Source organism: Pseudomonas sp. ACM7, assembly GCF_004136015.1.
Classification (GTDB): domain Bacteria; phylum Pseudomonadota; class Gammaproteobacteria; order Pseudomonadales; family Pseudomonadaceae; genus Aquipseudomonas; species Aquipseudomonas frigoris.
On record NZ_CP024866.1, the window covers coordinates 6,508,304 to 6,530,628 of the forward strand.

A 22,325-nucleotide genomic window follows, 5' to 3' on the forward strand; every position below is an offset into this window, starting at 1 on the left:
ATGGCAAACGGGCAATCCTATTGCTCGATGACTTTCATCTAATTACACTTAACAAGAAGTATATTAATCAGCTTGTAGAATATGTACAAGGCGCGTTTGCAAAAGTAGTTATCTTTGCGAAAGACACTTTCCGATACGTGATGCCTGACCACACGTCTCTAGATACATTTCAAGTGATGAGTATTCATGATTTCGGAAATGTGAAACGGACTCAGTTGATTGAAAGATGGGTAGCATTAGGGCGGGAGGAGCAGATTGATGATTCCGACTTGTTCAGAGACGCGGATGACATCAAGATCAGAATCGACGCCATCATCCGAAAGAATGTTGTTCCTTCAAAACCAATTTTTATATTATCCGTATTACAGATGCTGGAGGCGTACACTTCACAGCGCTTAGAAATGACCTCGCATGGTCACTGTTATCAAAATCTAGTTTATCAAGCGCTTGAAAAGATTCATATCAAGTCCAAAGAGATAGATAAATATATCAATGTGCTTGCAGAGCTTGCTTGGGCACAATATACAAATGATAGTAACCCACTAACTTCAGACGGACTATTAAGATTTTTCTCCGAATACGAGAAAAAGTACCTAAGTGTGGACCGAGACAAAGTCACAAGCGATCTTGTGAGTTGCCATTTATTACAGCAAGTAGATGATGAAATATCTTTCAAATATCCTTATATTTACTACTTCTTTGCTGCAAAAAAAATTGCGGATACTTTTGGCAAAGACCCCGAAATAAAGAAAGAAATAACACGACTCCTCGATGGACTGCACAGAGAGGACCACGCCAATATAATAATATTCATAACCCACCACACGAAAGATGCATGGATTCTTGACGAAATACAACTATCGTTGATGGCCTTATTTCCGGAAAATCGATTAGCAACCCTCGATGCTGCGGATTTAAGTTTCTTGGATGATTTTTTAAAAGAAATTCCTAAGCTAGTAATGAATGAGCGTGTGGTTCAGCAAGAGCGGTTGAAGCGAAATGAAGCGCAGGACGAATATCACTTTTCGGAACAACAGTCTCAACCCAATGAGTCACAGCCGGATGAAGATCCAGAAGAATCCAATAGTTTATTCGCAAATGTTAACAAGGTATTCAAGGGTTCTGAGCTTATTGGGCAAATTATTCGAAATAGACATGCGTCGCTTAATAGAGATGAGATGACCCATCTCTTGAGAGAGACTTATGGTTGTGGATTGAGATTTTTGCAATTTTTTATTGAACTGTCTGATATGGCTAAGGAAGGAGTGATTCAGACAATCTCTCTGGAAATGCGACAGAATCCACTGCAAACAAATTTAGCAATTGAAAAGGAAGCGAAAAGCACTTTCTTATCCATGACATTCGTTGCCATTTATGCCGTTTTGAAAAAGATGGCCACATCTACCGGATGTGCTGAAGCGGAAGAAATCTATAAAAGTCTGGAAAATGAAATTTCAAGCCCAGCAATTAAAATAATTAATCAAGCCATAACACTCGACTTTCATAAGAAAATTGATTTTAAGGCGTTGGGCGCTCTGGCAGAGGAATTCAAGGCGAACGCTGTATGCGATAGGATATTAAAAGAGATAGTGATACAGCACGTTTATATGTTTCCCGTAGATTATAAGGATAAGCAAAAAATATCGTCTTGCCTTAATGTCCCCATTGAACGACTTCAGCTCCAGGACCTTAACAAAAATGTAAAAATGCTAGAGGTTAAACGTTAATGGTCTCAACAAACAAAGCTCCGCTTATCATTTATCCGGAATTGCAGAAGCTAGTTAGCAACAAGTCAAAGCTTGCTCAAAAATGCCATTTCTACTTGATCTTTTTGAACTTGGCGCTTTTAGTTACGGCCGCGTTCTTGAGTAAGTTCAAAATAGGCATTCTTGATTTTCAATTTAATCAGACGTTGATATTGATTTGTGGTTTTTCAATATTGGTTTATTTGGGACTGATTAAACCGGAAAGGGCTTGGTATGCTAGTCGATCCCTTTCTGAAACGATAAAAACGTTAAGTTGGCGTTTTTGCTACAAAGCGGGCCCATTTGGAAATTCTGATGAGACCGATTCAAGTATTTTCGCGGAACGTGTGCGTGAATCCTGTATGGAGAGTGACTCCGTTGATGGGTTCAGCGCAGGCTATCAATTGCCTGCGGAGCCCACGCTTCAGATGCTTCTTATTAGAGAACTTACATTGGAAGAAAAGACAAAATTTTACGTAGTTAATAGAGTTGGGTCGCAGCTTAGCTGGTACAAACGCAAGGCGAAGGCAAACAAAACTCTTGCTAAGTTTATTTTTGCCTTGTCATGCTTTGTCAGCGCGGGGGCGGTTGTTTTTTCCTATTTCAACGAGTTAAGGGGAAATGCGCAGTTGCCTACGGACTTACTCATTGCGCTTTCAAGTTCCCTTATAGCGTGCATGCAAACTAAAAAATATACCGAGTTAACTGCAGCTTATGAATTAACGGCTTATGAGATCAGTCTGGCTAGAGATTTAGTCCATTCACTTAAAACTTCTCTCGAATTGGAGCGGTTTGTTAACGAGATGGAAAATTTATTTTCTCGTGAGCACACGCAATGGACTGCAAAAAGACAGCCGTTATTTAGATAAACGTAGAGATCGTAAATTCCTCATCGAGCTCGACGACATATACTCCACTCTTCTGCCCTTCGAATAATTCGCTCTGGCCAATCAGGATTAAGAGCAGAAAAAAGGTGACAGATCTATTTATTTAAATAGATCTGTCACCTTTTTTACGGTTTCCTTTTTTTCACGTTCTCTGGATCTCTACTTTTACTCTTTTGGCTTTAAAGGGATTATAAATGGCATTTCAAATTCAATGTTACCATGACCATTTGGAGGCCGCGCAGTAAACTCCGCACCATTACAGTAACCACCTAGAACACCCATTTGCCCCACAACACCTGTCACCAGCTTGGAAACAACTCTCTTTTCTTTGGACTCTTCGTCCACATAACATACAACTTTAGGCGGTTTAAACACTACATCCAATTTTGGCGGATTATTAGTATTACTACATGCCGTATCTAGCATGCCTTGTGTCAACCCAATTACCCCAATCATGTTAGCGCCGCTAAGATCCGCATCTGACAGACGCGTATTACTTAATTTAGCATTGGAAAGATTTGTTTCTTGCAACTCTGAAAATGACAAGTCCGCATCAGTAAAATCAGCCTGGGTGAAATCAGCTTTTGAGAAATCCGAGGCGGTTAAAGAGGTGCCTTTAAAACTTGACCATCGAGATATCGACTCCGAAAAGTCTGAAAAAAGCATGTTTGATCCGTCAAAATTAGCATTATCGACAATAGCACCTATATAAGAGCTTGTATTCAACTCACTATGGGAAAGGTTAGCCATATACAGATTAGATCGTATGAACTTTACACCAGTACCTTTCAGCCATTCAGCGCTCATTCTACTCAACTCTAATTTTGACATGTCTTGACACCTAAGTGATGCGGCATCCAAATTTACACTATCCAAACTAAATTTTGCCGAACGCACAGCAGACACTGATTCCGCAAATGACGGCGGCAAAGGAGCGTTTCGAGCAGAGTAAATCACTCTAACCGATTTCTCTAAATAGGTTTGTGCTTCCGGTTTATATAAGTACCACGCCACACCCAGTACAAACGCCGCGGCAATACCAAAAAACCCTAAAACCTTCATGTCTCTGTTGCGTTTTTCCTTCGAAAGAAAAATATTAATAACCGATTGAGCTTCAGCAACAGTAACTCGTTTGTTTTCGACAAGTCGAATAGGCGTACCTTCGCGCGATAGTACGGAGGTAAGAACATCAAGACCCGGCACGTTAAGTGTACTGGCGTCTTCGACAAGCTGTAGCAACGCTGAGCCCAGACTCCTTAGTTTTGTGACTGGTAATGCATCAAGCCTTGGCAGACTAAAAAGATTAGAGGCAATATCTTCGCGAAACTCCTCAAGACTTTTCCCCTTGACAAACTCCAACTTTCTTAAAACATCTTTCAATACACTCAATGGAAGTTTTGCAGAATTCGATATCCTTTCTAACTCCTCCAAATAAATCTCTTGAGACAGCTCTTCGGAACTATTGGAAATATTTTTTAGAACAATTAGACTTTTATATTTTTTTGCATCTGCACTCGCCACTTCCGATGGTATATAAGGGGGCACATTCGAATAGATATAATATTTATTTATATTTTTCCCAAATTTAATTTCGAGCTGCCCAAACTTGGAAAGAGATTTAACAATATCTTTATCTCTAGACGTCCATTTTGGTGCTGATGACTTTGTTTTAACTTGAAAAACATCTATCTCTCCGTTTTTTCTAACCCCTATAATGTCATCCTTACGTTCATACCAAAACTCTTTGTATGTTCCATTTTTGATAGCATCGCAAAGAAGGAGAACCCCCGCCACACTTTGGTAAATATAGGCCCTTCGCACTTCGGAAGCGACATCGGAAGAAATTGAGGGTTCTTCCTCAAAATCTAAAATAGTATTTCCTGTATTACTTTCTAGACTCAACGACTTCCCACCCTGAATTATTGTTCTGCAAAAAAAGGTGACAGATCTATTTATCCAAATAGATCTGTCACCTTTTTTCTGACCTTTTTTGCTGAATTTTTGTTGATCATGGAATTAATTAGCGCCTGCGACCCGGCTTCCAAACATAGTGAGAAAAAACAAACACGGCACATGCAAAAGCAAAAAACAAAGCCCCAATGGCACCCCAATGAGGTAAATTACTCAAGAATTTGACCTTATCTATCTGAGGGATAAAAATTATGGTCCCAATTGAAGCGCCGATGAAGATTGCTATCCTGGAAGCTTGCACACTGGTGTACTTGCCATTCAACGTCTCATCGAGTTCAATTCTCCGCAACCTTGGAACGTAGTAGCGCAAGCCGAGAAAGCAAAAAATCACATAAACTGCAAGCCCCACAGCATAGAAGTGTGTGTCTTCCAGGGTTATTACCTGTATCAACCCCAACATAAGTATCGCAGAATAAAACGCTGCACAGGCGAAGACCATGGGCCATGCCCAGAGGTAATAGCGAATTGTTCGAATATCCATAAACACATAATCCATCATGAGTACAACGTTCAAAACCTTCAGGGCCCTGCATCCAATGCAGGGAAACACTGAAACAGTTAACTAATTAGAAGTTAGCCGGCGTATTCGCACTAATAATCTCCGCCTCATCCGCCCCAATATTCCGAAACCGATGCGGCAGCGTCGTCGGAAAGTAATACCCATCCCCGGCATTCAACACACTAATCTGCCCATCAACCGTCAGTTCAACAGTGCCACGGGTAACAAGCCCACACTCCTCCCCTTCCGAGTGCACAATCGGCTCCTCCCCCGAGCTCGCCCCAGGCGCGTACTGCTCGCGCAAAAGCCGCATCTGCCGACTCGGCACCGAAGCGCCAATCAGCAACAACCGCAGCCCATGACGCCCGAGATCCGGCTGTTCATTGGCGCGGAACACGTATTGGTGTTCGCGAGGCGGTTGGTCGAAGGTAAAGAAGTCCGCCAAAGACATAGGAATGCCTTCGAGCAGTTTTTTGAGGGAGCTGACGGAGGGACTGACGCGATTTTGTTCGATCAGGGAGATGGTGGCATTGGTGACGCCGCTACGCCGGGCCAGCTCGCGCTGGGAGAGTTTGTAGCTTTCGCGTACTAATTTGAGTCGTGAGCCCGTGTCCATGACAGCCTTATGCGAAGAATACTTAAGGGTTATGGGGGTGGATGGCGGGCGACTTTTGGCCGCGAAGATACCGCTTCCCTGTCCCGGAAATTTGAAAGGCGGGTATTAAATCACGTTTGGTGGTGTTGCTCAGCAGGTTCGATAAATGGTTGGGTAAAAAGGTTGTTTTGACCTGAAGTTGGGTGGTTTGACCGTGCGAACTGTGGATGCGATTACTGGGTGTCAGGTGGGATTGATAGCGACTGGGATGGCCTCTTCGCGAGCAAGCCCGCTCCCACATTTTGGTTCTGGTTGTATACAGATTTTGTGTATGCCATGGATCTCTGTGGGAGTGAGCTTGCTTGCGATGGCGGTGTATCAGGCGACATTGATAGCGACTGATATGGCCTCATCGCGGGCAAGCCCGCTCCCACAGGGATTGCAGCAGGCTTAACTTAAATACCGAATCGGTCGCGCAGTGCGTAGTACGCGGCGCCCATGGCGGTGAGTGGGGCCTGGAAGGTGCGGCCGCCGATCATTGGCATGTGCGGGAGCGAAGCGAATGCATCGAAGCGTTCGGCGTCGCCGCGGATCATTTCCGAGATGAGTTTGCCGGCCAGGTGCGAGCAGGTGACGCCGTGGCCGCTGTATCCTTGCATGTAGTAGGCGTTTTTTTCGATGCGGCCGAATTGCGGCATGCGTGACATGGTCAGCAGGAAGTTGCCGGTCCAGCGGTAGTCGATTTTCACGTCCTTCAGTTGCGGGAAGGTCTTGAGGATTTTCGGTTTGATCAGCTGTTCGATGTCGTCCGGTTCACGGGCGCCGTAGACCACGCCGCCGCCGTACAGCAAGCGGTTGTCGGCGGTGAGGCGGTAGTAGTCGAGCAGGTAGTTGCAGTCTTCGACGCAATAGTTGTTTTTGATCAGGCTGCGCGCAACCTTTTCCGACAACGGCTCTGTGACGACGATTTGCGAGCCGCACGGCATGCTTTTGCGCGTGACGCGGTTGTCGAGGTCTTGCGGCAAATAGGCGTTGCCGGCGATCAGCAGGTACTTGGCGCGGACCACGCCTTTGGCGGTGCGCACGGTGATCGGTTCGCCGTAGGTGATTTCCACTGCGGCGGATTGCTCGTAGATTTTGCCGCCCAGGCCGATGATGGCCGAGGCTTCGCCGAGGGCCAGGTTCAGCGGGTGGATGTGGCCGCCCTGCATGTCGAGCAGGCCGCCGAGGTAGTTGTCGCAACCCACTTCGCGCTTGATATCCGCCGCGTCGAGCATTTTAAGGTTTTTGTTGCCGTAGCGCTCCCAGCTGCTTTTCTGCGCGGCCAGGCCTTTGAGTTGCTTTTTGTTCAGCGCAGCGAAGATGCCGCCCGGACGGTAGTCGCACTGGATGTCGTAGTGTTGTATGCGCTGACGGATGATGTCGGCGCCTTCAAAAATCATGCTGCCGAGGACTTCGGCAGTCTTGTCGCCGTAGCGTTCTTCGATGACATCGACGTCGCGGCTGTAGGAGTTGACCAGTTGACCGCCGTTGCGACCGCTGGCGCCGAAACCGACTTTGGCGGCTTCGAGTACGGTCACGCTGTAGCCCGCTTCGGCGAGGAACAGGGCCGAGGACAAACCGGTGTAGCCGGCGCCGATCACGCAGACGTCGCAGTCCACCGCTTGTTCGAGCACCGGGAAGTCGCCGGTGAAGTTGCGGGTGGCGGCGTAGTAGCTGTTTACATGTGCTTGTTTCATAGGTTTCTCCGATGGCCGCTGGCACCTGCCGGCGACCGTCGCTTTTTTTATAGGTATTAGAGCTTGATCCAGGTCGCTTTGAGTTCGGTGTATTTGTCGAACGCGTGCAGCGATTTGTCCCGACCGTTACCCGACTGCTTGTACCCGCCAAACGGCGCGGTCATGTCGCCGCCGTCGTACTGGTTGACCCAGACGCTGCCGGCGCGCAAGCCGCGAGCGAAGGTGTGAGCCTTGCTCAGGTTGCTGGTCCACACGCCTGCGGCCAGGCCGAAGATGCTGTCGTTGGCAATCGCCAGAGCTTCTTCTTCGGTGTCGAAGGTGATCAGCGACAGCACTGGGCCGAAGATTTCTTCGCGGGCGATGGTCATGGCGTTGGTCACGCCGTCGAAGATCGCCGGTTCCACGTACAGGCCACCGGTGTCTTCGAGGGTGCGACTGCCGCCGGCGATCAGTTGCGCGCCCTGGTCTTTGCCGACCTGGATGTAGCGCAGCACGTTGTCCAGTTGACGCTGATCGACGACTGCGCCGACGGTGGTTTCTGGATCGAGGGCGTGCCCCGGTTTCCAGGCTTGCAGGGCTTCCACCAGCAGCGGAATGAACTGCTCGCGAATCGAACGTTCCACCAGCAAGCGCGAACCGGCGGTGCAGACTTCGCCCTGGTTGAAGGCAATCGCACCGGCCGCCGCTTGTGCTGCCGCGCGCAGATCCGGCGCGTCGGCGAACACCACGTTCGGGCTCTTCCCCCCTGCTTCGAGCCAAACGCGTTTCATGTTGCTTTGCCCGGCGTAGATCAGCAGTTGCTTGGCAATCGCGGTCGAGCCGGTGAAGGCCAGCACGTCGACGTCCATGTGCAACGCCAGCGCCTTGCCGACGGTGTGGCCGTAGCCCGGCAGGACGTTAAACACGCCTTTCGGGATGCCCGCTTCCAGCGCCAGTTGGGCGATGCGAATCGCGGTCAGTGGCGACTTTTCTGAAGGCTTGAGGATGAACGAGTTGCCGGCCGCGAGGGCTGGAGCGAACTTCCAGCTGGCCATGATCAACGGGAAGTTCCACGGCACGATGGCGGCGACCACACCGGCAGGTTCGCGGGTGATGAGGCCGAGTTGGTCGTGCGGCGTGGCGGCGACTTCGTCGTAGATCTTGTCGATGGCCTCGGCGCTCCAGCGGATCGCGTTGGCGGTCGCTGGGATGTCGATGCTCATCGAGTCGTTGATCGGCTTGCCCATGTCGAGGGTTTCGAGCAGGGCGAGTTCTTCCTGGTTGGCCAGGATCAAGTCCGCGAAGCGAATCAAAATGCGCTTGCGTTCTGCGGGTGCTAATCGCGCCCAGATGCCGGACTCGAAGGTGCGGCGCGCGACGGCGACGGCCGCATTGGCGTCGGCTTCGTCGGTGCTGGCGACGTTGGCCAGGAAGCGACCGTCGACCGGGCTCATGCATTCAAAGGTGTCGCCGCTGAGTGCCGGGCAGTATTGGCCGTCGATGAATGCACGGCCTTCGAGTGTTAAGGACTGGAAGCGTTGCTCCCAGTCGCTGCGAGTGTTTGTCATGGTTGTGACTCGACGCAGAGGAATAAGTGATCGTCAGGCTGATGCCCGTCAGTTGAAACTTGCAATGCAATCCCCTGTGGGAGCGGGCTTGCTCGCGAAGGCGGTGTGTCAGGCGACATCAGTGTTGACTGATCCACCGCTTTCGCGAGCAAGCCCGCTCCCACATTTGATTGTTGGTGTCTGCAGAGAATGCGTACACCTCTTGGCTCATCAAACCGTGTGCAAGTACCAGTTGTACTCAAGGTCCGAGATGGAGTTCTCGAATTCAGCCAGCTCGCTTTCCTTGCACGCCACGAACACGTCGATGTACATCGGGTCGATGTAACGGGCCATGACTTCGCTGTCGTCCAGTTCGCGCAGTGCATCGCGCAGGTTGTTCGGCAGGCTCTGCTCGTTCTGCTCGTAGCTGTTGCCTTCAACCGGGGCGCCCGGTTCGATCTCGTTGGTCAGGCCGTGGTGAATACCGGCCAGTACCGACGCCATCAGCAAGTACGGGTTAGCGTCGGCGCCGGCTACACGATGCTCGATGCGCACGGAGTCCGGCGAACCGGTCGGCACACGTACCGCAACGGTACGGTTGTCGATGCCCCAGCTCGGTGAGTTCGGCACGTAGAACTGCGCTCCGAAACGACGGTACGAGTTGACGTTCGGGCAGAGGAACGCCATCTGCGCCGGCAGGGTCTCGAGCACACCGCCGATCGCGTGTCGCAGCGCGGCGTTCTGCTCGGGATCCTCGCTGGCAAAGATGTTGTTGCCTTCTTTGTCGAGAATCGAAATGTGCACGTGCAAACCGTTGCCCGCCTGGCCCGGATACGGCTTGGCCATAAACGTGGTGTCCATCTCGTGGTCGTAGGCGATGTTCTTCACCAGACGCTTGAGCAACACCGCGTAGTCGCAGGCCTTGATCGGGTCATTGACGTGATGCAGGTTCACTTCGAACTGCGCCGGGGCGCTTTCCTTGACGATGGCGTCAGCAGGGATGCCCTGCTCTTTCGCGCCTTCGAGGATGTCTTGCAGGCAATCGACGTATTCGTCGAGGTCATCGATCAAATACACCTGAGTCGACATCGGACGTTTGCCGGAGACCGGCGAACGTGGCGATTGCGGACGACCGTTCACGTTGTCCTGGTCGATCAGATAGAACTCGAGTTCGAACGCGGCGCAGATGGTCAGGCCCATTGCATCGAACTTGCTCACGACCTGACGCAGCACTTCGCGAGGGTCAGCGAAGAACGGCTGGCCTTCGAGTTCGTGCATGGTCATTAACAGTTGCGCGGTCGGGCGCTTCTGCCAGGGCTCGATGCTGAGCGTATCAGGGATGGGGAAGCAGATTCGGTCTGAGTCGCCGATGTCCAGACCCAGGCCGGTGCTTTCCACCGTAGAACCGTTGATGTCCAGAGCAAACAGTGACGCCGGGAGGTTAATGCCTTTTTCGTAAACCTTATGAAGACTGGTGCGCTCGATGCGCTTGCCGCGCACCACACCGTTCATATCCGCAATCAGAAGGTCGACGTACAAAACCTCAGGATATTTCTTAAGGAATGCGTTTGCTTCGTTGAGTTGAACGGTACGCAGAGGGACCGACATGATGCACCTATTAGCTGTTAATTATTATGTTCACTACCTTGTTGCGAGCCCAGTCAACCCGAACGGCAAAATGAAGTCAATAGCGAACACCTGGCCTCTCAACCTTTATTTTCGGGCCTTTCTTGGGCACGAGAGTGCCAGATCAGTCCTGCGCACCGTGTAAATCCTGAAGATCGGACGTGCGGCGTTTAGAATTTTTTACATGAGAGTTGTTAATTAAAATCAACAAGGCTAAGCTCCGGAAAAGCTCGTTCAAGTGTGAAACTTCGAGGTGATAAAAATGGCATTCAAGCCATTGATCGGCGTTACAGCGTGCGTCAAACAGATTGGCCTGCACCCCTACCATGTCAGCGGCGACAAGTACTTGCGTGCTGTCAGCGTCGCGGCTTCGGGGCTGCCGGTCGTCATTCCTTCCTTAGGCGATCTGACCGAAATCGATGACCTGCTCGCGCAGCTCGACGGTCTGCTGCTGACCGGCTCACCCTCGAATGTGGAACCTTTCCACTATCAAGGCCCCGACAGCGCCCCCGGCACGGATCACGATCCGCAACGGGACGCCACCACCCTCCCCTTATTGCGTGCGGCCATTGCGGCGGGCGTTCCGGTGCTCGGCATCTGCCGGGGCTTTCAGGAAATGAACGTGGCGTTCGGTGGCAGCCTGCATCAGAAGGTCCACGAACTCCCCGGCATGCTGGATCACCGGGAAGCGAATCATCCGGACCTGGCGGTGCAATACGCGCCGGCGCATGCGGTCAACGTGCAACCGGGCGGCGTGTTCGAGGCGCTGGATTTGCCGCAGGTGTTCCAGGTCAATTCGATTCACAGCCAAGGCATCGACCGACTGGCTCTCGGACTGCGCGCCGAAGCGATTGCGCCGGACGGCTTGATCGAGGCGATTTCGGTTGAACACAGCCCTACTTTCGCCGTTGGCGTGCAATGGCACCCGGAATGGCAGGTTCTGTCGAACCCTCCTTATTTGAGTATTTTCCAGGCGTTTGGCGACGCGTGCCGGCGACGGGCGGTGTTACGTAACAAGCGCTGACTTAACACTCGATTAATCAATTTACTGCCCCCGTGAGGCTGGCGGGTGTGCCTTTGCGCATCCGTGACTCGCGAAAACAACACACTGCAATAACAACAAGTACTACCAGGCAGCCAGGACGGCGGCGCCGAATAAGCCCAGGCCGGGCGATGCCAGTGAGCCAAACGCAATTCCAGGGTGGGAGCGGGCTTGCTCGCGAAGAGGGAGTGTCAGTCGACATTGATGCTGCCTGATACACCGCTTTCGCGAGCAAGCCCGCTCCCACAGGGGATCACAGCTGGATTCACTGGCATCACCGGGATTGGGCTTGTAATCAACTATTAAGTCAGGCCGCGTTGGCCCGACGACTGAAACCTGTTGGGAGTTTCACATGGCAAACGCCTCCAGCATCTACAGGAAGGCTCTTGAAGGTCACCAGACATCGAAAAAGGTGTTGGTGAAAGTCGACCGCGTCACCAAGAAATTCGACGAAACCACCGCAGTGGACGATGTCTCGCTTGAGATCCATCAAGGGGAAATCTTCGCCCTGCTCGGCGGTTCCGGCTCCGGCAAATCGACCCTGCTGCGCATGCTCGCAGGCTTCGAGCGTCCGACCGAAGGGCGGATTCTGCTCGACGGTGTCGACATCACCGACATGCCGCCGTACGAACGGCCGATCAACATGATGTTCCAGTCCTACGCGCTGTTCCCGCACATGACGGTGGCGCAGAACATCGCCTTTGGCTTGAAGCAGGATCGTCTGTCCGCCAGCGAAATCGACGCCCGCGTCGAAGAGATGCTGCGCCTGGTGCACATGACCCAGTACGCCAAACGCAAACCCCATCAGTTGTCTGGTGGTCAGCGTCAGCGTGTGGCGCTCGCTCGCTCCCTGGCAAAACGTCCGAAGCTGTTGCTGCTCGACGAACCGATGGGCGCGCTGGATAAAAAGCTGCGTTCGCAGATGCAACTGGAGTTGGTGGAGATCATCGAGCGGGTCGGCGTGACCTGCGTGATGGTGACCCACGACCAGGAAGAGGCCATGACCATGGCCCAGCGCATCGCGATCATGCACCTCGGCTGGATCGCGCAGATCGGTAGCCCGGTGGACATTTATGAGGCGCCGGTCAGCCGCATGGTCTGCGAGTTCATCGGCAACGTGAACGCCTTCGACGGCACGGTTGTGGAAGACCTTGAAGGTCACGCGATCATTCACAGCCCGGACCTGGAGCAGAAGATTTACGTCGGTCACGGCGTCAGCACCTCGGTGCAAGACAAGTCGATCACCTATGCCATCCGCCCGGAAAAACTGCTGGTCAGCACCACCAAACCGGATACCCGCTACAACTGGTCCAGCGGCAAGGTGCATGACATCGCCTACCTCGGCGGTCACTCGGTGTTTTACGTGGAGCTGCCTGGCGGCAAGGTTGTGCAGTCGTTCATGGCCAACGCCGAACGCCGTGGTTCACGTCCGACCTGGGACGATAAAGTCTACGTGTGGTGGGAAGACGACAGCGGCGTGGTACTGCGCTCATGAAAACACTCAATCAGCAGTTTATGCGGCTGATGCCGAGTGGTCGAAAGCTCGTCATCGGGGTTCCTTTCCTGTGGCTGTTCCTGTTCTTCATACTGCCGTTCTTCCTGGTGATGAAGATCAGCTTCTCGGAAGCGGCCCTGGCCATTCCTCCTTACTCAGAAATCTACACCTTCGCCGAGCAGAAATTTCAGCTGCTGCTGAACATCGGCAACTACTCGCTGCTGACCGAAGATGAGTTGTACATCTCGGCCTACTTCGGCTCGTTGAAGGTCGCGTTTTTAAGCACGCTGATGTGCCTGGTGATCGGTTTCCCGATGGCCTACGCGATCACCAAAGCGAGCAAGGAAACGCAAAACGTTCTGCTGCTGTTGATCATGATGCCGACCTGGACGGCGATCCTGATCCGCGTTTATGCGTGGATGGGCATCCTCAGCAACAACGGTTTGCTCAACGCATTCCTGATGTGGACCGGGCTCACCGACCACCCGATCGAGATCCTCAACACCAACACGGCCGTGTATATCGGCGTGGTGTATGCGTATCTGCCATTCATGGTGCTGCCGTTGTACGCCAACCTGGTCAAGCACGATCAAAGCCTGCTGGAAGCCGCTTCGGACCTGGGTTCGAGCAACTTCAACAACTTCTGGAAAATCACCGTGCCGCTGGCCAAGAACGGGATCATTGCCGGTTGCATGCTGGTGTTCATTCCGGTGGTCGGTGAGTTCGTGATTCCGGAGCTGTTGGGTGGCCCGGAGACCCTGATGATCGGTCGCGTGCTGTGGCAAGAGTTCTTCAACAACCGCGACTGGCCGGTGGCGTCTGCCCTGGCGGTGGTGATGCTGTTGATCCTGATTGTGCCGATTCTGCTGTTCAACCGCAGCCAGGCCAAAGAGATGGAGGCACGGGGATGAAACGCTTCGGATTTGCAAAGTTCATGCTGATTTTCGGCCTGTCGTTTATCTACCTGCCGATGTTGATTCTGGTGATCTACTCGTTCAACGCCTCGAAACTGGTAACCGTATGGGGCGGCTGGTCGTTCAAGTGGTACGCGGGCCTGCTCGATAACTCGCAACTGATGGGCTCGGTGGTGCGCTCGTTGGAAATCGCCTGCTACACCGCGATTGCTGCGGTGGCGCTGGGGACGTTGGCGGCGTTTGTGCTGACTCGCGTCACTCGCTTCAAGGGCCGCACGTTGTTCGGCGGGCTGGTGACGGCACCGCTGGTGATGCCGGAAGTGATCACCGGTCTGTCGCTGTTGCTACTGTTCGTGGCCATGGCGCAGTTGATCGGTTGGCCGCAGGAACGTGGCATCGTCACCATCTGGATCGCCCATACCACGTTCTGTGCGGCGTATGTGGCGGTGGTGGTTTCGGCGCGCTTGCGTGAGCTGGACCTGTCCATCGAAGAAGCGGCCATGGACCTCGGGGCGAAGCCGTTCAAGGTGTTTTTCCTGATCACCATTCCGATGATCGCGCCGTCACTGGCGGCCGGCGGCATGATGTCATTTGCCCTGTCGCTGGATGACCTGGTACTGGCGAGCTTCGTGTCCGGCCCGGGTTCCACCACCCTGCCGATGGAAGTGTTCTCGGCGGTGCGTCTGGGCGTGAAGCCTGAGATCAACGCCGTGGCCAGCTTGATTCTGTTGGCGGTATCGATCGTGACCTTCATGGTCTGGTTCTTCAGCCGCCGCGCCGAAGCGACCCGTAAACGTGCGATCCAGGAAGCCATGGACCAGACCGCCAGCGAGTCCTGGCAGCAACCCAACAAGCAAATGGCTGGAGCAACGGCTTAAGAGCCTGCAGGACGCACACTTTGTAGCAGCTGGCGAAGCCTGCGTTCGGCTGCGAAGCAGTCGTGAATTCAGACACTGCAGTTCTTTCAGGAAGATTGAATTCGCAGGTTTTACGACTGCTTCGCAGCCGAACGCAGGCTTCGCCAGCTGCTACAAGGGGTGCCCCAAGACTGCAATTGTTTTGCGTATCTGAATAAAAAAGAATGGAGTTGTACCGATGAAAATGTTTGGCAGGACTCTGCTGACACTGTCCTTATTGGGCGCAATGGCTACCGGCGCCCAGGCCAATGACAAGGTACTGCGCGTCTACAACTGGTCGGATTACATCGCCCCGGATACCGTCAAGAAGTTCGAAGACGAGACCGGCATCCGCGTGACCTACGATGTGTTCGACAGCAATGAAACCCTTGAGGCACGGCTGCTCGCCGGTAAATCCGGCTACGACATCGTCGTGCCGTCCAACAGTTTCCTGGCCAAGCAGATCAAGGCTGGCGTCTATCAGGAACTGGATAAGTCGAAGCTGACGAACTGGAAAAACCTCAACCCGGTCCTGCTGAAAAATGCTTCCGCCAGCGACCCGGATAACGGCCACGCCTTCCCGTACATGTGGGGCTCCATCGGCATCGGCTTCAACCCGGACAAGGTCAAGGAAGTGCTCGGCAGCAATGCGCCGACCAACTCCTGGGACTTGCTGTTCAAACCGGAAAACGCCGCCAAGCTGAAAGCCTGCGGCATCAGTTTCCTTGATTCGCCGACCGAGATGCTCCCGGCCGCCCTGCACTATCTGGGTTACCCGGTGAACTCGCAGAACAAGGAGCAGATTGCCGAAGCTGAAGCGCTGTTCATGAAGATTCGTCCTTCGGTGGCGTACTTCCATTCCTCGAAATACATCTCGGACCTGGCCAACGGCAACATCTGCGTGGCGGTCGGTTACTCCGGTGATGTACTGCAAGCCAAGGCGCGCGCCCAAGAAGCTGGCGATAAGGTGAAGGTCGATTACAGCATTCCCAAGGAAGGCGCGGGCAGTTTCTACGACATGGTCGCAATCCCCCGGGACGCGACGAACGTGGAAAACGCCTACCTGTTCATGAACTTCCTGATGCGCCCGGACATCATCGCCGAGATCACCAACAACATCGGCTACAGCAACGCCAACGCGGCGGCCACGCCTTTGGTGGATGAAGCGATTCGGGATGATCCGGGGTCGTATCCGTCGCAGGCTGTGATGGCGACGCTGTATGCCATTCCGGATATGCCGATTGGCGTTCAGCGGGTGATGACCCGCGGGTGGACAAGGGTGAAGCTCGGTAAATAACCACGAAAATCGGCTTCTGTAGGAGCTGTCGAGTGCAACGAGGCTGCGATCTTTTGATCTTGTTTTTTCCGGATCAAGATCAAAAGATCGCAGCCTCGTTGCACTCGACAGCTCCTACAGAGGGTTGTGGACACCCTGAATTCTGTTTTCCGTTCACGCAGCGCCTTACCACCGCTGCACTCCTATCTGCAGAACGGCCTCACCTGGCTTCCTCGGTTAAGGTGAATTTGGGCGCCCTCCTCGGGCGCCTTTTTTTTATGATGGAACGAGCGGCCATTCGGCCAGCGCTCGGTAGCGGCCCTTATGGGATTCGAACAAGGTGAAGTGATCGGCCCGCAGATAGAACTCGGGCGGCGTTGCGGACTCAGGCACCGGCACTCGGTAATCACGCATCAGCGTCAGATGCGGGCGGAATTCCTTCGGCGAATCCTCAAACCCGAACGGCAGCATTGCCTGCTCAAGCGCATAAACCAGCCGCAGCAACTCCGGTGATGCCTGCTCCGGAGCGAGCACCAATACCCCTGCCCTGCGCCAGACATCCAGCCGATCAAGCGCAACCCTCAAAGGCACACCCGGCGTTCGAATATTGGCAGCGGCTGTGCAGATATCGGCGATTTTCGCCACCTCGACAGCGCCCAAAAACATCAACGTCAGATGAAAGTTTTCCACCGGCACCGGGCGTCCGCTCGTGAGCTCAAGTGCGCTGCGCCATTGGGCAATGGCCCGACGTTGCTCGGGTGTGCAGTTCAGGGCAAAAAACAGTCGTTTCAACGGTTCATGGGATTCGTCGCTCATATCTGGCACCTCCTGACATCCAAGTTATAGTTCATGCAAACGATTCAACTGGAGGGGGCCATGCGCGAGATCATCAGCAAGGAACCATGGTGGGCCGTGCCACCGAAACCTGGTCAGGATGAGTCCGAGCTGGAATGGGGCTGGCTGGTTCATTACAACGAAGGTGAGCCGCGCTTCGAGTTCGTCAAAGAGCGGCCGACGGACAGCGAGATTCGTAATCGCAAGAGTTGCAGGATCACCCCGACACCAGAGTGATCCTGTCGTTGGTTTCAGGCTTTTACGATCATTTCGAACCCGCCAAAGATCAGCCTCTGACCATCGAACGGCATCGGGTTGACGTCCTGCTGCATGCGCGGATCGGTCATGAGTTTTTCCATGCCTGCATCGCGGGTGACCTTGTCTGGCCAGATGATCCAGGAGAACACCACGGTTTCGTCTTCCTTGAGTTTTACCGCCATCGGAAACGAGGTCACTTTACCGTCAGGGACGTCGTCGCCCCAGCATTCGGCAACGCTGAGGGCGCCGCTTTCCTTGAAAATGACAGCGGCGGTTTCGGCGTGCTTCTTGAATTTTTCGCGGTTGGCGGTAGGTACGGCAGCGATGAAGCCATCAACGTAGGACATGGTCGTTCTCCTTGGTTATGGGGCGATCTGCTGGTTAGTCGATTCCGTCGGTCCCCAATCGACAGTTCCGCTGCCCGAACTGACCGACGGTACTTCGGCGCTCCCCGCCAGATTGCCCTCGATCTGCGCCGCCATGTACAACGTACCGGCCATCACGCCGGTGGTCGGGTTTTGCACCAGTTTCAGCCAGGCCTTGTCGAACGTGTTACCCAGACTGCTGCGAATCAGTGCCTCGCTGTCAGGCCGATCATTGGCCTGGATAATCGCGCGGATCCCCGCCACACCCACGGAAATCAAGCCCCCGGCCAATTTGCCCGCTGCAGCGGCCACAGCACTGGCCGCACCTCGCGGGACCATTTCGGCTTCCATCCGTTTACTGGCGCGCTTGGCCACCGGCGCCATGGCGGTGTCTGTCGAAGCCACCCCCTTGTCACCGCCCGCCTTGTGGATCTTCTCGATCAGCGCCGCGTAGGCCGGCAAGGTATTCAGCGGCTGGGTATGCACCACTTGATACAGCGAAGCATCCCGGGCCGGCGGCGGCCCGAGAGCGATCGCCGGGATTTTCTGGATTCGGCCATTGAGCTGGGCCATCGGCACGCCGTGACGCTGGGAGATTTTCTGCAGTTCTTCCTGAAGAATGTCCACGTAGAACGCCGTTGCCAGGCCAAGAATGGCATCGGGATCGATCTCCACTGCGACCGGCGCCAGCACACGCTCTTGGTATTGCTCCAGCAGATAGGCCGCCAGGCGCTTGGCCGAGGCATCCTGCTCGCCCTTGGCGCTGAGGGTGTACCAGCTGACTTTCATCGACAGCCATTCCTGGGTCCAGTAACTGCTGAACCAGGGAATGAAGTTCTCTTCGGTCAGTTGATGGACCCGCGTTCGCCAGTAATCCATGGCACCGCGCGCGTAGATTCTGGTCTGCTCGGTGGCCGATTGCGACGCCGAAACAATCTCCTGGTCCACCATCTGCCAGGTGCTTTGGGAAATGATCACCGGCACCACTTCCACCGGGGCACGCTCAGTCGTGACGCATCCCGCCAACACCACCAACACGGCAACGATCAGCGAACGCAGGTTCAAGATCGCGGTTCCTACAGACTTGCCCGAACGGGATGTCCGGTGTTCAAAGGTCTATTAATTTGAGTATAGGTGTCGGTGTTTGTTCGCTTGGGGTTGAGGGTGTTCTTAAGGGCCTCTTCGCGAGCAAGCCCGCTCCCACATTTGATCTTCAGTGGACACAGTATTTGTGAGCGCCGCGGGCCAAATGTGGGAGCGGGCTTGCTCGCGAAGGGGCCGGATCAGACGGCGAAGATCTCACCATCACTTATGTCGATATTCACCATCGCCACGAATGCCTTCCGCGTAAAAACCGTCAGCGTAGGATCAGCCTTAACCCAACGCAAAACCCCGCATCGGAGGGGCGAATCATGATTATCCATCTCCTGACCTGCCTGGCCCTGACGGCCGTCACCCTGAGCGTTTTTTCCTGGTACGTCCTGTCCGAGGAGCACACGTCATGATTCACTCCGTGACCCTGGCTGTAAGCTTTGCGGTGTTCGGCAATAACTACTATTCCCAGTCCTTCGTTTCGCGCAAAACGTTCGAACTGGTGTTCGACAAAAACTTCGAGGCGTTGCTGATGCCGTCCGCCGCCAATCACTTCAACAATGAAGTGATTGGGCTAAATGATCAGTTCCGATTCTTGAGCGATGTGCTGGAGGAGCACCTGCTGGCGACTGAGCTCGCCGCTACCGCCCCCCGGAATCAATACTTCTGAGCAGCTGCCCTAGGCCCTCGGCAAAACAGGTCGGTGATTTCAAGGAAAAACGCTCAAGCAGGCGACTGTTGTCCGCTCGCGAATGTTTGATATCCCCGGAACGTGGCGCGTCGTAATTCAATGTCAGGGACCGTCCCAAAAGCTCGCTTAACGTCGCCGCCAATTCGTTAACGCTAGTGGATCGGTTAAACCCGACATTGACCGGTTCGATAATCGGCTCTGACTCACCGACCGCCTGTACCAGGACCTTTACGAGGTCATCGACGTATACAAAATCCCTTGTTTGCTCCCCATCACCGTAAACCGTGATGGGGAGTTTTTTTTGCGCCCTCTCGCTGAAAATGCTGATGACACCGGAATAAGGCGATGAAGGGTCCTGACGGGGTCCGTAAATATTGAAGAACCGCAGGATGACCGGTTCGAGACCGTGTTGGCGTCGGTAGAAATCGAGGAAATGTTCGCTGGCCAGCTTGTCGGCGGCATACGGGGTCAGCGGATTCTTGGGCGTGTCCTCGGTAATTGCCATGCCCTCGCCATTGTTGCCATAGATCGCCGCACTGGACGCGTAAACCACCCGTCTAACGCCAGCCTCGCGCATGGCTTCGCAGATATTCAGCGTACCGATGAAGTTGCTTTGGTGAGTCGCGATCGGGTCATCGACCGACGCCTGCACCGAGGCCACCGCCGCCAGATGCACCACCGCGCTGCAGTCTTTCATCGCCCGCTCCACCGTCGGCGCGTCGGCGACATCCCCCACCACCAGGGTCAAATGGCAGCGATCAATCGGCAGGTTCGACAGTTTCCCACTGGAAAGATCGTCCAGAACCCGAACGCTATAACCGCTTTCAAGCAGTGCTTCGACCAGGTGCGAACCGATAAAACCGGCACCGCCCGTCACAAGAATTCGATCAGCAGTCATGATTTATTTACTCCCCGGCGCAGTGGTGGGTGTTCGATCCATTGCAATGAAGTCGCCTAATTGCTCGATGAATTCACGGCTGTTACTGAGCATTTGTTGCCAGTCGGTCGGAAAACGAACATTCAACGGCAGTTGATCGATTCTCCAGCGCGGCGACAGGGGGCGATCAAACCGGGCGGCGACCTGCAAACCCATCTCGCTGGCAGCGAACGGCCCACGCAACACCGTCGGCGTGCGACCGGCGCTGTCGACGGCCTGAACAACATGGGCTGCCAACCACTCGCCATCGGGCATGCGAACGCGCAGCGGCTGGCCAATCGCGGCGTAGCTGATGTTCAGCGGTTCCAGATAAATCCACAGCAGGGGCTCTTCCAGCCGCTCAAGGCGCATTAACAACGTTCCGGCGCCGACGTTTTCGCCGGGCGTGACCAACACCTCCGCAATTCGACCGCTCTGGGTAGCTTTGACCGACAACGCGGCGAGTCGCGTTTTCAACCACTGTTGCTCGGCGGTCTGTTGAATAATTTCGCGCTCAACGCTCAGCGGCGACTGACGAGCCAGTTGTTCGCGGCGCTCGAACGCCAACAGGTCGGCTTTAAAAGCGTCGAGTTCGGACTGGGCGGCCAGCACTTCTCCACGAGAGACTGCGCCTGATACAACGAGGTCCTCAAGCACCTGCACGCGCTCCTCCGTCCTGCTCACTCGGGTTCTGAGCAACTGACGCTCCCTGGTGTCCAGTTTGGTGTTGTTGGTGGGCACCGTTTTGGTCGGCATCGCGGCGAGTTGCAATAGCCGCGCACGCCATTCGGGATTGTCGAGACTGACCAACGGCTGATCAACCTGGACCTGCTCCCCGGCCATGACGAACAGCTGATCGACCCGACCGGCATCCCGTGCGCGTACCTCAAGAATCGGCAGGCGCAATTGCGCCGGCGCGTCGATCATCACCAGGCCGTAAGTCAGCCGCGCTCCCAGCCAGATCAAGGGACTCGCGACCAGGAACAGGATCAAATACCAACGCACGCGAAACGCCATGCGTTTGCCCGGTGCGTACAGCACCGTCAAACCCTGTTCCTGGGTGGGGTTCAGTTCTTTGCGACTGTCGAATCGAATCTTCATGACGGCTCACCGTTTTGGAAAGTCTCGCCAGGCTTGCCAGTCAATGCCGGCAATTCCCCGTGGTTGCAGCTGTTCGCGCCAGACATTGGTCTGGTGCTGCAACTGCTCAGTCGACGCGCCGGCCCAGGATTCTGTGGAATCCAGTTGCGGCTCCGTGCTTTGCGCCAGGCGAAACTGCAGATCAGGCCAACGTTGGGCGATCTGCTCTGCCATTCGTGCGCTGTTTTTCGGGTTGCGGGTATAGATCATCAGGCTGACCTGACGCACGCCCGCCTCGGGAAGCGCGCACGGCAGACAGGTTTTTCCGGGTTTTGCCTCTGCAAACCAACGATGATGGCTGGAGATTTCTACCGGCCATGGGCTGGCTGCGGAGGCTGCGCGCAAGGTATCGAGCAAGTCCTTCAAGCGCTGATCCGGGACCGGCACGCCCAGTTGTTCGAGTTCCAGGTCCAGGTGCAGGCTGGTGAATGAAAGCCCCTTCAGCTTCGCCAGTAAATCGGTGAGCTGATGGCGTTCCTGCGGCTCGATCCAGGCCGGATCGCCGAGCAACAGACTGACTTGCACCCCCTTGCCGGCCGCGTCCTGCAGCAATTGTTCCAACCGTTGGCGCGTCTTGGCAAAGTCTTTCAACTGGGCGGACTTGAGGCCAAGGTAGATCTTGTCCATCCCGGCTTTACGCAGTTGCTCGAGCTCCGCCTTGCGCTGATCGGGATCGAGCAACGCTTCGCTGTCCCAGACATAACTGGCCTGGGACCATTGGCTCGACGGCGCCACCGCCGCCTGAGCCGGCAGAGTTTGTGCGGCCAGTATCATCGGCGGCAACGACAGCGTCAGAAGCAGAAGTATCGATCGCATAA

At 54.3% G+C, this 22,325-nt stretch carries 21 protein-coding genes; 9 read left to right on the forward strand and 12 right to left on the reverse strand.

Going from position 1 to position 22,325, the window contains the following annotated elements; all coding sequences use genetic code 11:
* Nucleotides 1-20: 20 nt before the first annotated feature.
* Nucleotides 21-1,727 carry a toll-Interleukin receptor gene (locus CUN63_RS31130; RefSeq protein ID WP_129444956.1) on the forward strand — a complete coding sequence of 569 codons (1,707 nt, stop codon included), beginning with the start codon at nt 21-23 and terminating at the stop codon, nt 1,725-1,727.
* Nucleotides 1,727-2,614 carry a DUF4231 domain-containing protein gene (locus CUN63_RS31135; protein WP_129444957.1) on the forward strand — a complete coding sequence of 296 codons (888 nt, stop codon included), beginning with the start codon at nt 1,727-1,729 and terminating at the stop codon, nt 2,612-2,614. Before CUN63_RS31130 ends, CUN63_RS31135 begins: the two co-directional genes overlap by 1 nt.
* A 183-nt stretch (nt 2,615-2,797) precedes the next feature.
* Here the strand turns inward: CUN63_RS31135 and CUN63_RS31145 are convergent, their stop codons facing one another.
* From CUN63_RS31145 to CUN63_RS31175, 6 genes are all read right to left on the reverse strand, one after another.
* Complete coding sequence (locus tag CUN63_RS31145) at nt 2,798-4,534, reverse strand: dsDNA nuclease domain-containing protein (protein WP_129444958.1); 1,737 nt, start codon at nt 4,532-4,534, stop codon at nt 2,798-2,800.
* Nucleotides 4,535-4,652: 118 nt separating this feature from the next.
* Nucleotides 4,653-5,084: a hypothetical protein gene (locus CUN63_RS31150; protein WP_129444959.1), complete on the reverse strand. Its 432-nt coding sequence runs from the start codon at nt 5,082-5,084 to the stop codon at nt 4,653-4,655.
* A gap of 85 nt (nt 5,085-5,169) precedes the next feature.
* Complete coding sequence (locus tag CUN63_RS31155) at nt 5,170-5,718, reverse strand: cupin domain-containing protein (RefSeq protein ID WP_007895886.1); 549 nt, start codon at nt 5,716-5,718, stop codon at nt 5,170-5,172.
* Between the two features lie 434 nt (nt 5,719-6,152).
* A complete protein-coding gene (locus CUN63_RS31160; protein ID WP_129444960.1) occupies nt 6,153-7,436 on the reverse strand; it encodes an FAD-binding oxidoreductase in 1,284 nt (427 codons plus the stop codon).
* Between the two features lie 56 nt (nt 7,437-7,492).
* Nucleotides 7,493-8,983 carry an aldehyde dehydrogenase gene (locus CUN63_RS31165; protein WP_129444961.1) on the reverse strand — a complete coding sequence of 497 codons (1,491 nt, stop codon included), beginning with the start codon at nt 8,981-8,983 and terminating at the stop codon, nt 7,493-7,495.
* Between the two features lie 210 nt (nt 8,984-9,193).
* A complete protein-coding gene (locus CUN63_RS31175) occupies nt 9,194-10,570 on the reverse strand; it encodes a glutamine synthetase family protein (protein ID WP_056745147.1) in 1,377 nt (458 codons plus the stop codon).
* 280 nt (nt 10,571-10,850) lie between these two features.
* Here CUN63_RS31175 and CUN63_RS31180 point away from each other — a divergent pair, with 280 nt between their 5' ends.
* From CUN63_RS31180 to CUN63_RS31205, 5 genes are all read left to right on the forward strand, one after another.
* On the forward strand, nt 10,851-11,612 hold the full coding sequence (locus CUN63_RS31180; RefSeq protein ID WP_129444962.1) for a gamma-glutamyl-gamma-aminobutyrate hydrolase family protein: 762 nt from the start codon (nt 10,851-10,853) through the stop codon (nt 11,610-11,612).
* 370 nt (nt 11,613-11,982) lie between these two features.
* On the forward strand, nt 11,983-13,125 hold the full coding sequence (potA, locus tag CUN63_RS31190; protein WP_046049293.1) for a polyamine ABC transporter ATP-binding protein: 1,143 nt from the start codon (nt 11,983-11,985) through the stop codon (nt 13,123-13,125).
* Between the two features lie 29 nt (nt 13,126-13,154).
* Entirely contained in the window at nt 13,155-14,036 is an 882-nt protein-coding gene (locus CUN63_RS31195; protein WP_165353335.1) for an ABC transporter permease subunit, read from the forward strand.
* Nucleotides 14,033-14,917: an ABC transporter permease subunit gene (locus CUN63_RS31200; RefSeq protein WP_129444964.1), complete on the forward strand. Its 885-nt coding sequence runs from the start codon at nt 14,033-14,035 to the stop codon at nt 14,915-14,917. Before CUN63_RS31195 ends, CUN63_RS31200 begins: the two co-directional genes overlap by 4 nt.
* Nucleotides 14,918-15,134: 217 nt before the next feature.
* Nucleotides 15,135-16,232, forward strand: a complete 1,098-nt coding sequence (locus tag CUN63_RS31205) for a polyamine ABC transporter substrate-binding protein (protein WP_129444965.1) — start codon at nt 15,135-15,137, stop codon at nt 16,230-16,232.
* 255 nt (nt 16,233-16,487) lie between these two features.
* On the opposite strand, the gene thpR is transcribed toward CUN63_RS31205, so the two are convergent.
* Nucleotides 16,488-17,027 (reverse strand): RNA 2',3'-cyclic phosphodiesterase, encoded by a 540-nt coding sequence (gene thpR / locus CUN63_RS31210; protein ID WP_129444966.1) that lies wholly within the window; start codon nt 17,025-17,027, stop codon nt 16,488-16,490.
* A 60-nt stretch (nt 17,028-17,087) separates the two neighbouring features.
* On the opposite strand from thpR, the gene CUN63_RS31215 reads away from it, so the two are divergent.
* A complete protein-coding gene (locus CUN63_RS31215; RefSeq protein ID WP_129444967.1) occupies nt 17,088-17,282 on the forward strand; it encodes a hypothetical protein in 195 nt (64 codons plus the stop codon).
* A gap of 14 nt (nt 17,283-17,296) precedes the next feature.
* On the opposite strand, the gene CUN63_RS31220 is transcribed toward CUN63_RS31215, so the two are convergent.
* Both CUN63_RS31220 and CUN63_RS31225 read right to left on the reverse strand, forming a co-directional pair.
* Nucleotides 17,297-17,650 (reverse strand): DUF1428 domain-containing protein, encoded by a 354-nt coding sequence (locus CUN63_RS31220; RefSeq protein ID WP_129444968.1) that lies wholly within the window; start codon nt 17,648-17,650, stop codon nt 17,297-17,299.
* A 15-nt stretch (nt 17,651-17,665) separates the two neighbouring features.
* Nucleotides 17,666-18,733, reverse strand: coding sequence for a hypothetical protein (locus CUN63_RS31225; RefSeq protein ID WP_129444969.1), 1,068 nt, complete (start codon nt 18,731-18,733; stop codon nt 17,666-17,668).
* Nucleotides 18,734-19,169: 436 nt separating this feature from the next.
* Between CUN63_RS31225 and CUN63_RS31230 the strand changes: the two genes are divergently transcribed.
* Complete coding sequence (locus tag CUN63_RS31230) at nt 19,170-19,430, forward strand: hypothetical protein (protein ID WP_046049286.1); 261 nt, start codon at nt 19,170-19,172, stop codon at nt 19,428-19,430.
* Here the strand turns inward: CUN63_RS31230 and CUN63_RS31235 are convergent.
* From CUN63_RS31235 to CUN63_RS31245, 3 genes are read right to left on the reverse strand one after another with little or no spacing between them, the layout of a single operon-like run.
* Nucleotides 19,402-20,349, reverse strand: a complete 948-nt coding sequence (locus CUN63_RS31235; RefSeq protein ID WP_129444970.1) for an NAD-dependent epimerase/dehydratase family protein — start codon at nt 20,347-20,349, stop codon at nt 19,402-19,404. The genes CUN63_RS31230 and CUN63_RS31235 overlap by 29 nt on opposite strands.
* A gap of 3 nt (nt 20,350-20,352) precedes the next feature.
* Complete coding sequence (locus tag CUN63_RS31240) at nt 20,353-21,468, reverse strand: HlyD family secretion protein (RefSeq protein ID WP_129444971.1); 1,116 nt, start codon at nt 21,466-21,468, stop codon at nt 20,353-20,355.
* A gap of 6 nt (nt 21,469-21,474) precedes the next feature.
* Nucleotides 21,475-22,323 carry a hypothetical protein gene (locus CUN63_RS31245; RefSeq protein WP_129444972.1) on the reverse strand — a complete coding sequence of 283 codons (849 nt, stop codon included), beginning with the start codon at nt 22,321-22,323 and terminating at the stop codon, nt 21,475-21,477.
* Nucleotides 22,324-22,325 lie beyond the last annotated feature (2 nt).

Coding starts and splice junctions, on each gene's coding strand:
- thpR (WP_129444966.1), bottom strand. CDS start 17,027: ATGAGCGACGAATCCCATGAACCGTTGAAACGACTGTTTTTTGCCCTG.
- CUN63_RS31195 (WP_165353335.1), top strand. CDS start 13,155: ATGCCGAGTGGTCGAAAGCTCGTCATCGGGGTTCCTTTCCTGTGGCTG.
- CUN63_RS31205 (WP_129444965.1), top strand. CDS start 15,135: ATGAAAATGTTTGGCAGGACTCTGCTGACACTGTCCTTATTGGGCGCA.
- CUN63_RS31135 (WP_129444957.1), top strand. CDS start 1,727: ATGGTCTCAACAAACAAAGCTCCGCTTATCATTTATCCGGAATTGCAG.
- CUN63_RS31220 (WP_129444968.1), bottom strand. CDS start 17,650: ATGTCCTACGTTGATGGCTTCATCGCTGCCGTACCTACCGCCAACCGC.
- CUN63_RS31200 (WP_129444964.1), top strand. CDS start 14,033: ATGAAACGCTTCGGATTTGCAAAGTTCATGCTGATTTTCGGCCTGTCG.
- CUN63_RS31240 (WP_129444971.1), bottom strand. CDS start 21,468: ATGAAGATTCGATTCGACAGTCGCAAAGAACTGAACCCCACCCAGGAA.
- CUN63_RS31150 (WP_129444959.1), bottom strand. CDS start 5,084: ATGGATATTCGAACAATTCGCTATTACCTCTGGGCATGGCCCATGGTC.
- CUN63_RS31175 (WP_056745147.1), bottom strand. CDS start 10,570: ATGTCGGTCCCTCTGCGTACCGTTCAACTCAACGAAGCAAACGCATTC.
- potA (WP_046049293.1), top strand. CDS start 11,983: ATGGCAAACGCCTCCAGCATCTACAGGAAGGCTCTTGAAGGTCACCAG.
- CUN63_RS31215 (WP_129444967.1), top strand. CDS start 17,088: ATGCGCGAGATCATCAGCAAGGAACCATGGTGGGCCGTGCCACCGAAA.
- CUN63_RS31160 (WP_129444960.1), bottom strand. CDS start 7,436: ATGAAACAAGCACATGTAAACAGCTACTACGCCGCCACCCGCAACTTC.
- CUN63_RS31230 (WP_046049286.1), top strand. CDS start 19,170: ATGATTCACTCCGTGACCCTGGCTGTAAGCTTTGCGGTGTTCGGCAAT.
- CUN63_RS31235 (WP_129444970.1), bottom strand. CDS start 20,349: ATGACTGCTGATCGAATTCTTGTGACGGGCGGTGCCGGTTTTATCGGT.
- CUN63_RS31245 (WP_129444972.1), bottom strand. CDS start 22,323: ATGCGATCGATACTTCTGCTTCTGACGCTGTCGTTGCCGCCGATGATA.
- CUN63_RS31155 (WP_007895886.1), bottom strand. CDS start 5,718: ATGGACACGGGCTCACGACTCAAATTAGTACGCGAAAGCTACAAACTC.
- CUN63_RS31165 (WP_129444961.1), bottom strand. CDS start 8,983: ATGACAAACACTCGCAGCGACTGGGAGCAACGCTTCCAGTCCTTAACA.
- CUN63_RS31180 (WP_129444962.1), top strand. CDS start 10,851: ATGGCATTCAAGCCATTGATCGGCGTTACAGCGTGCGTCAAACAGATT.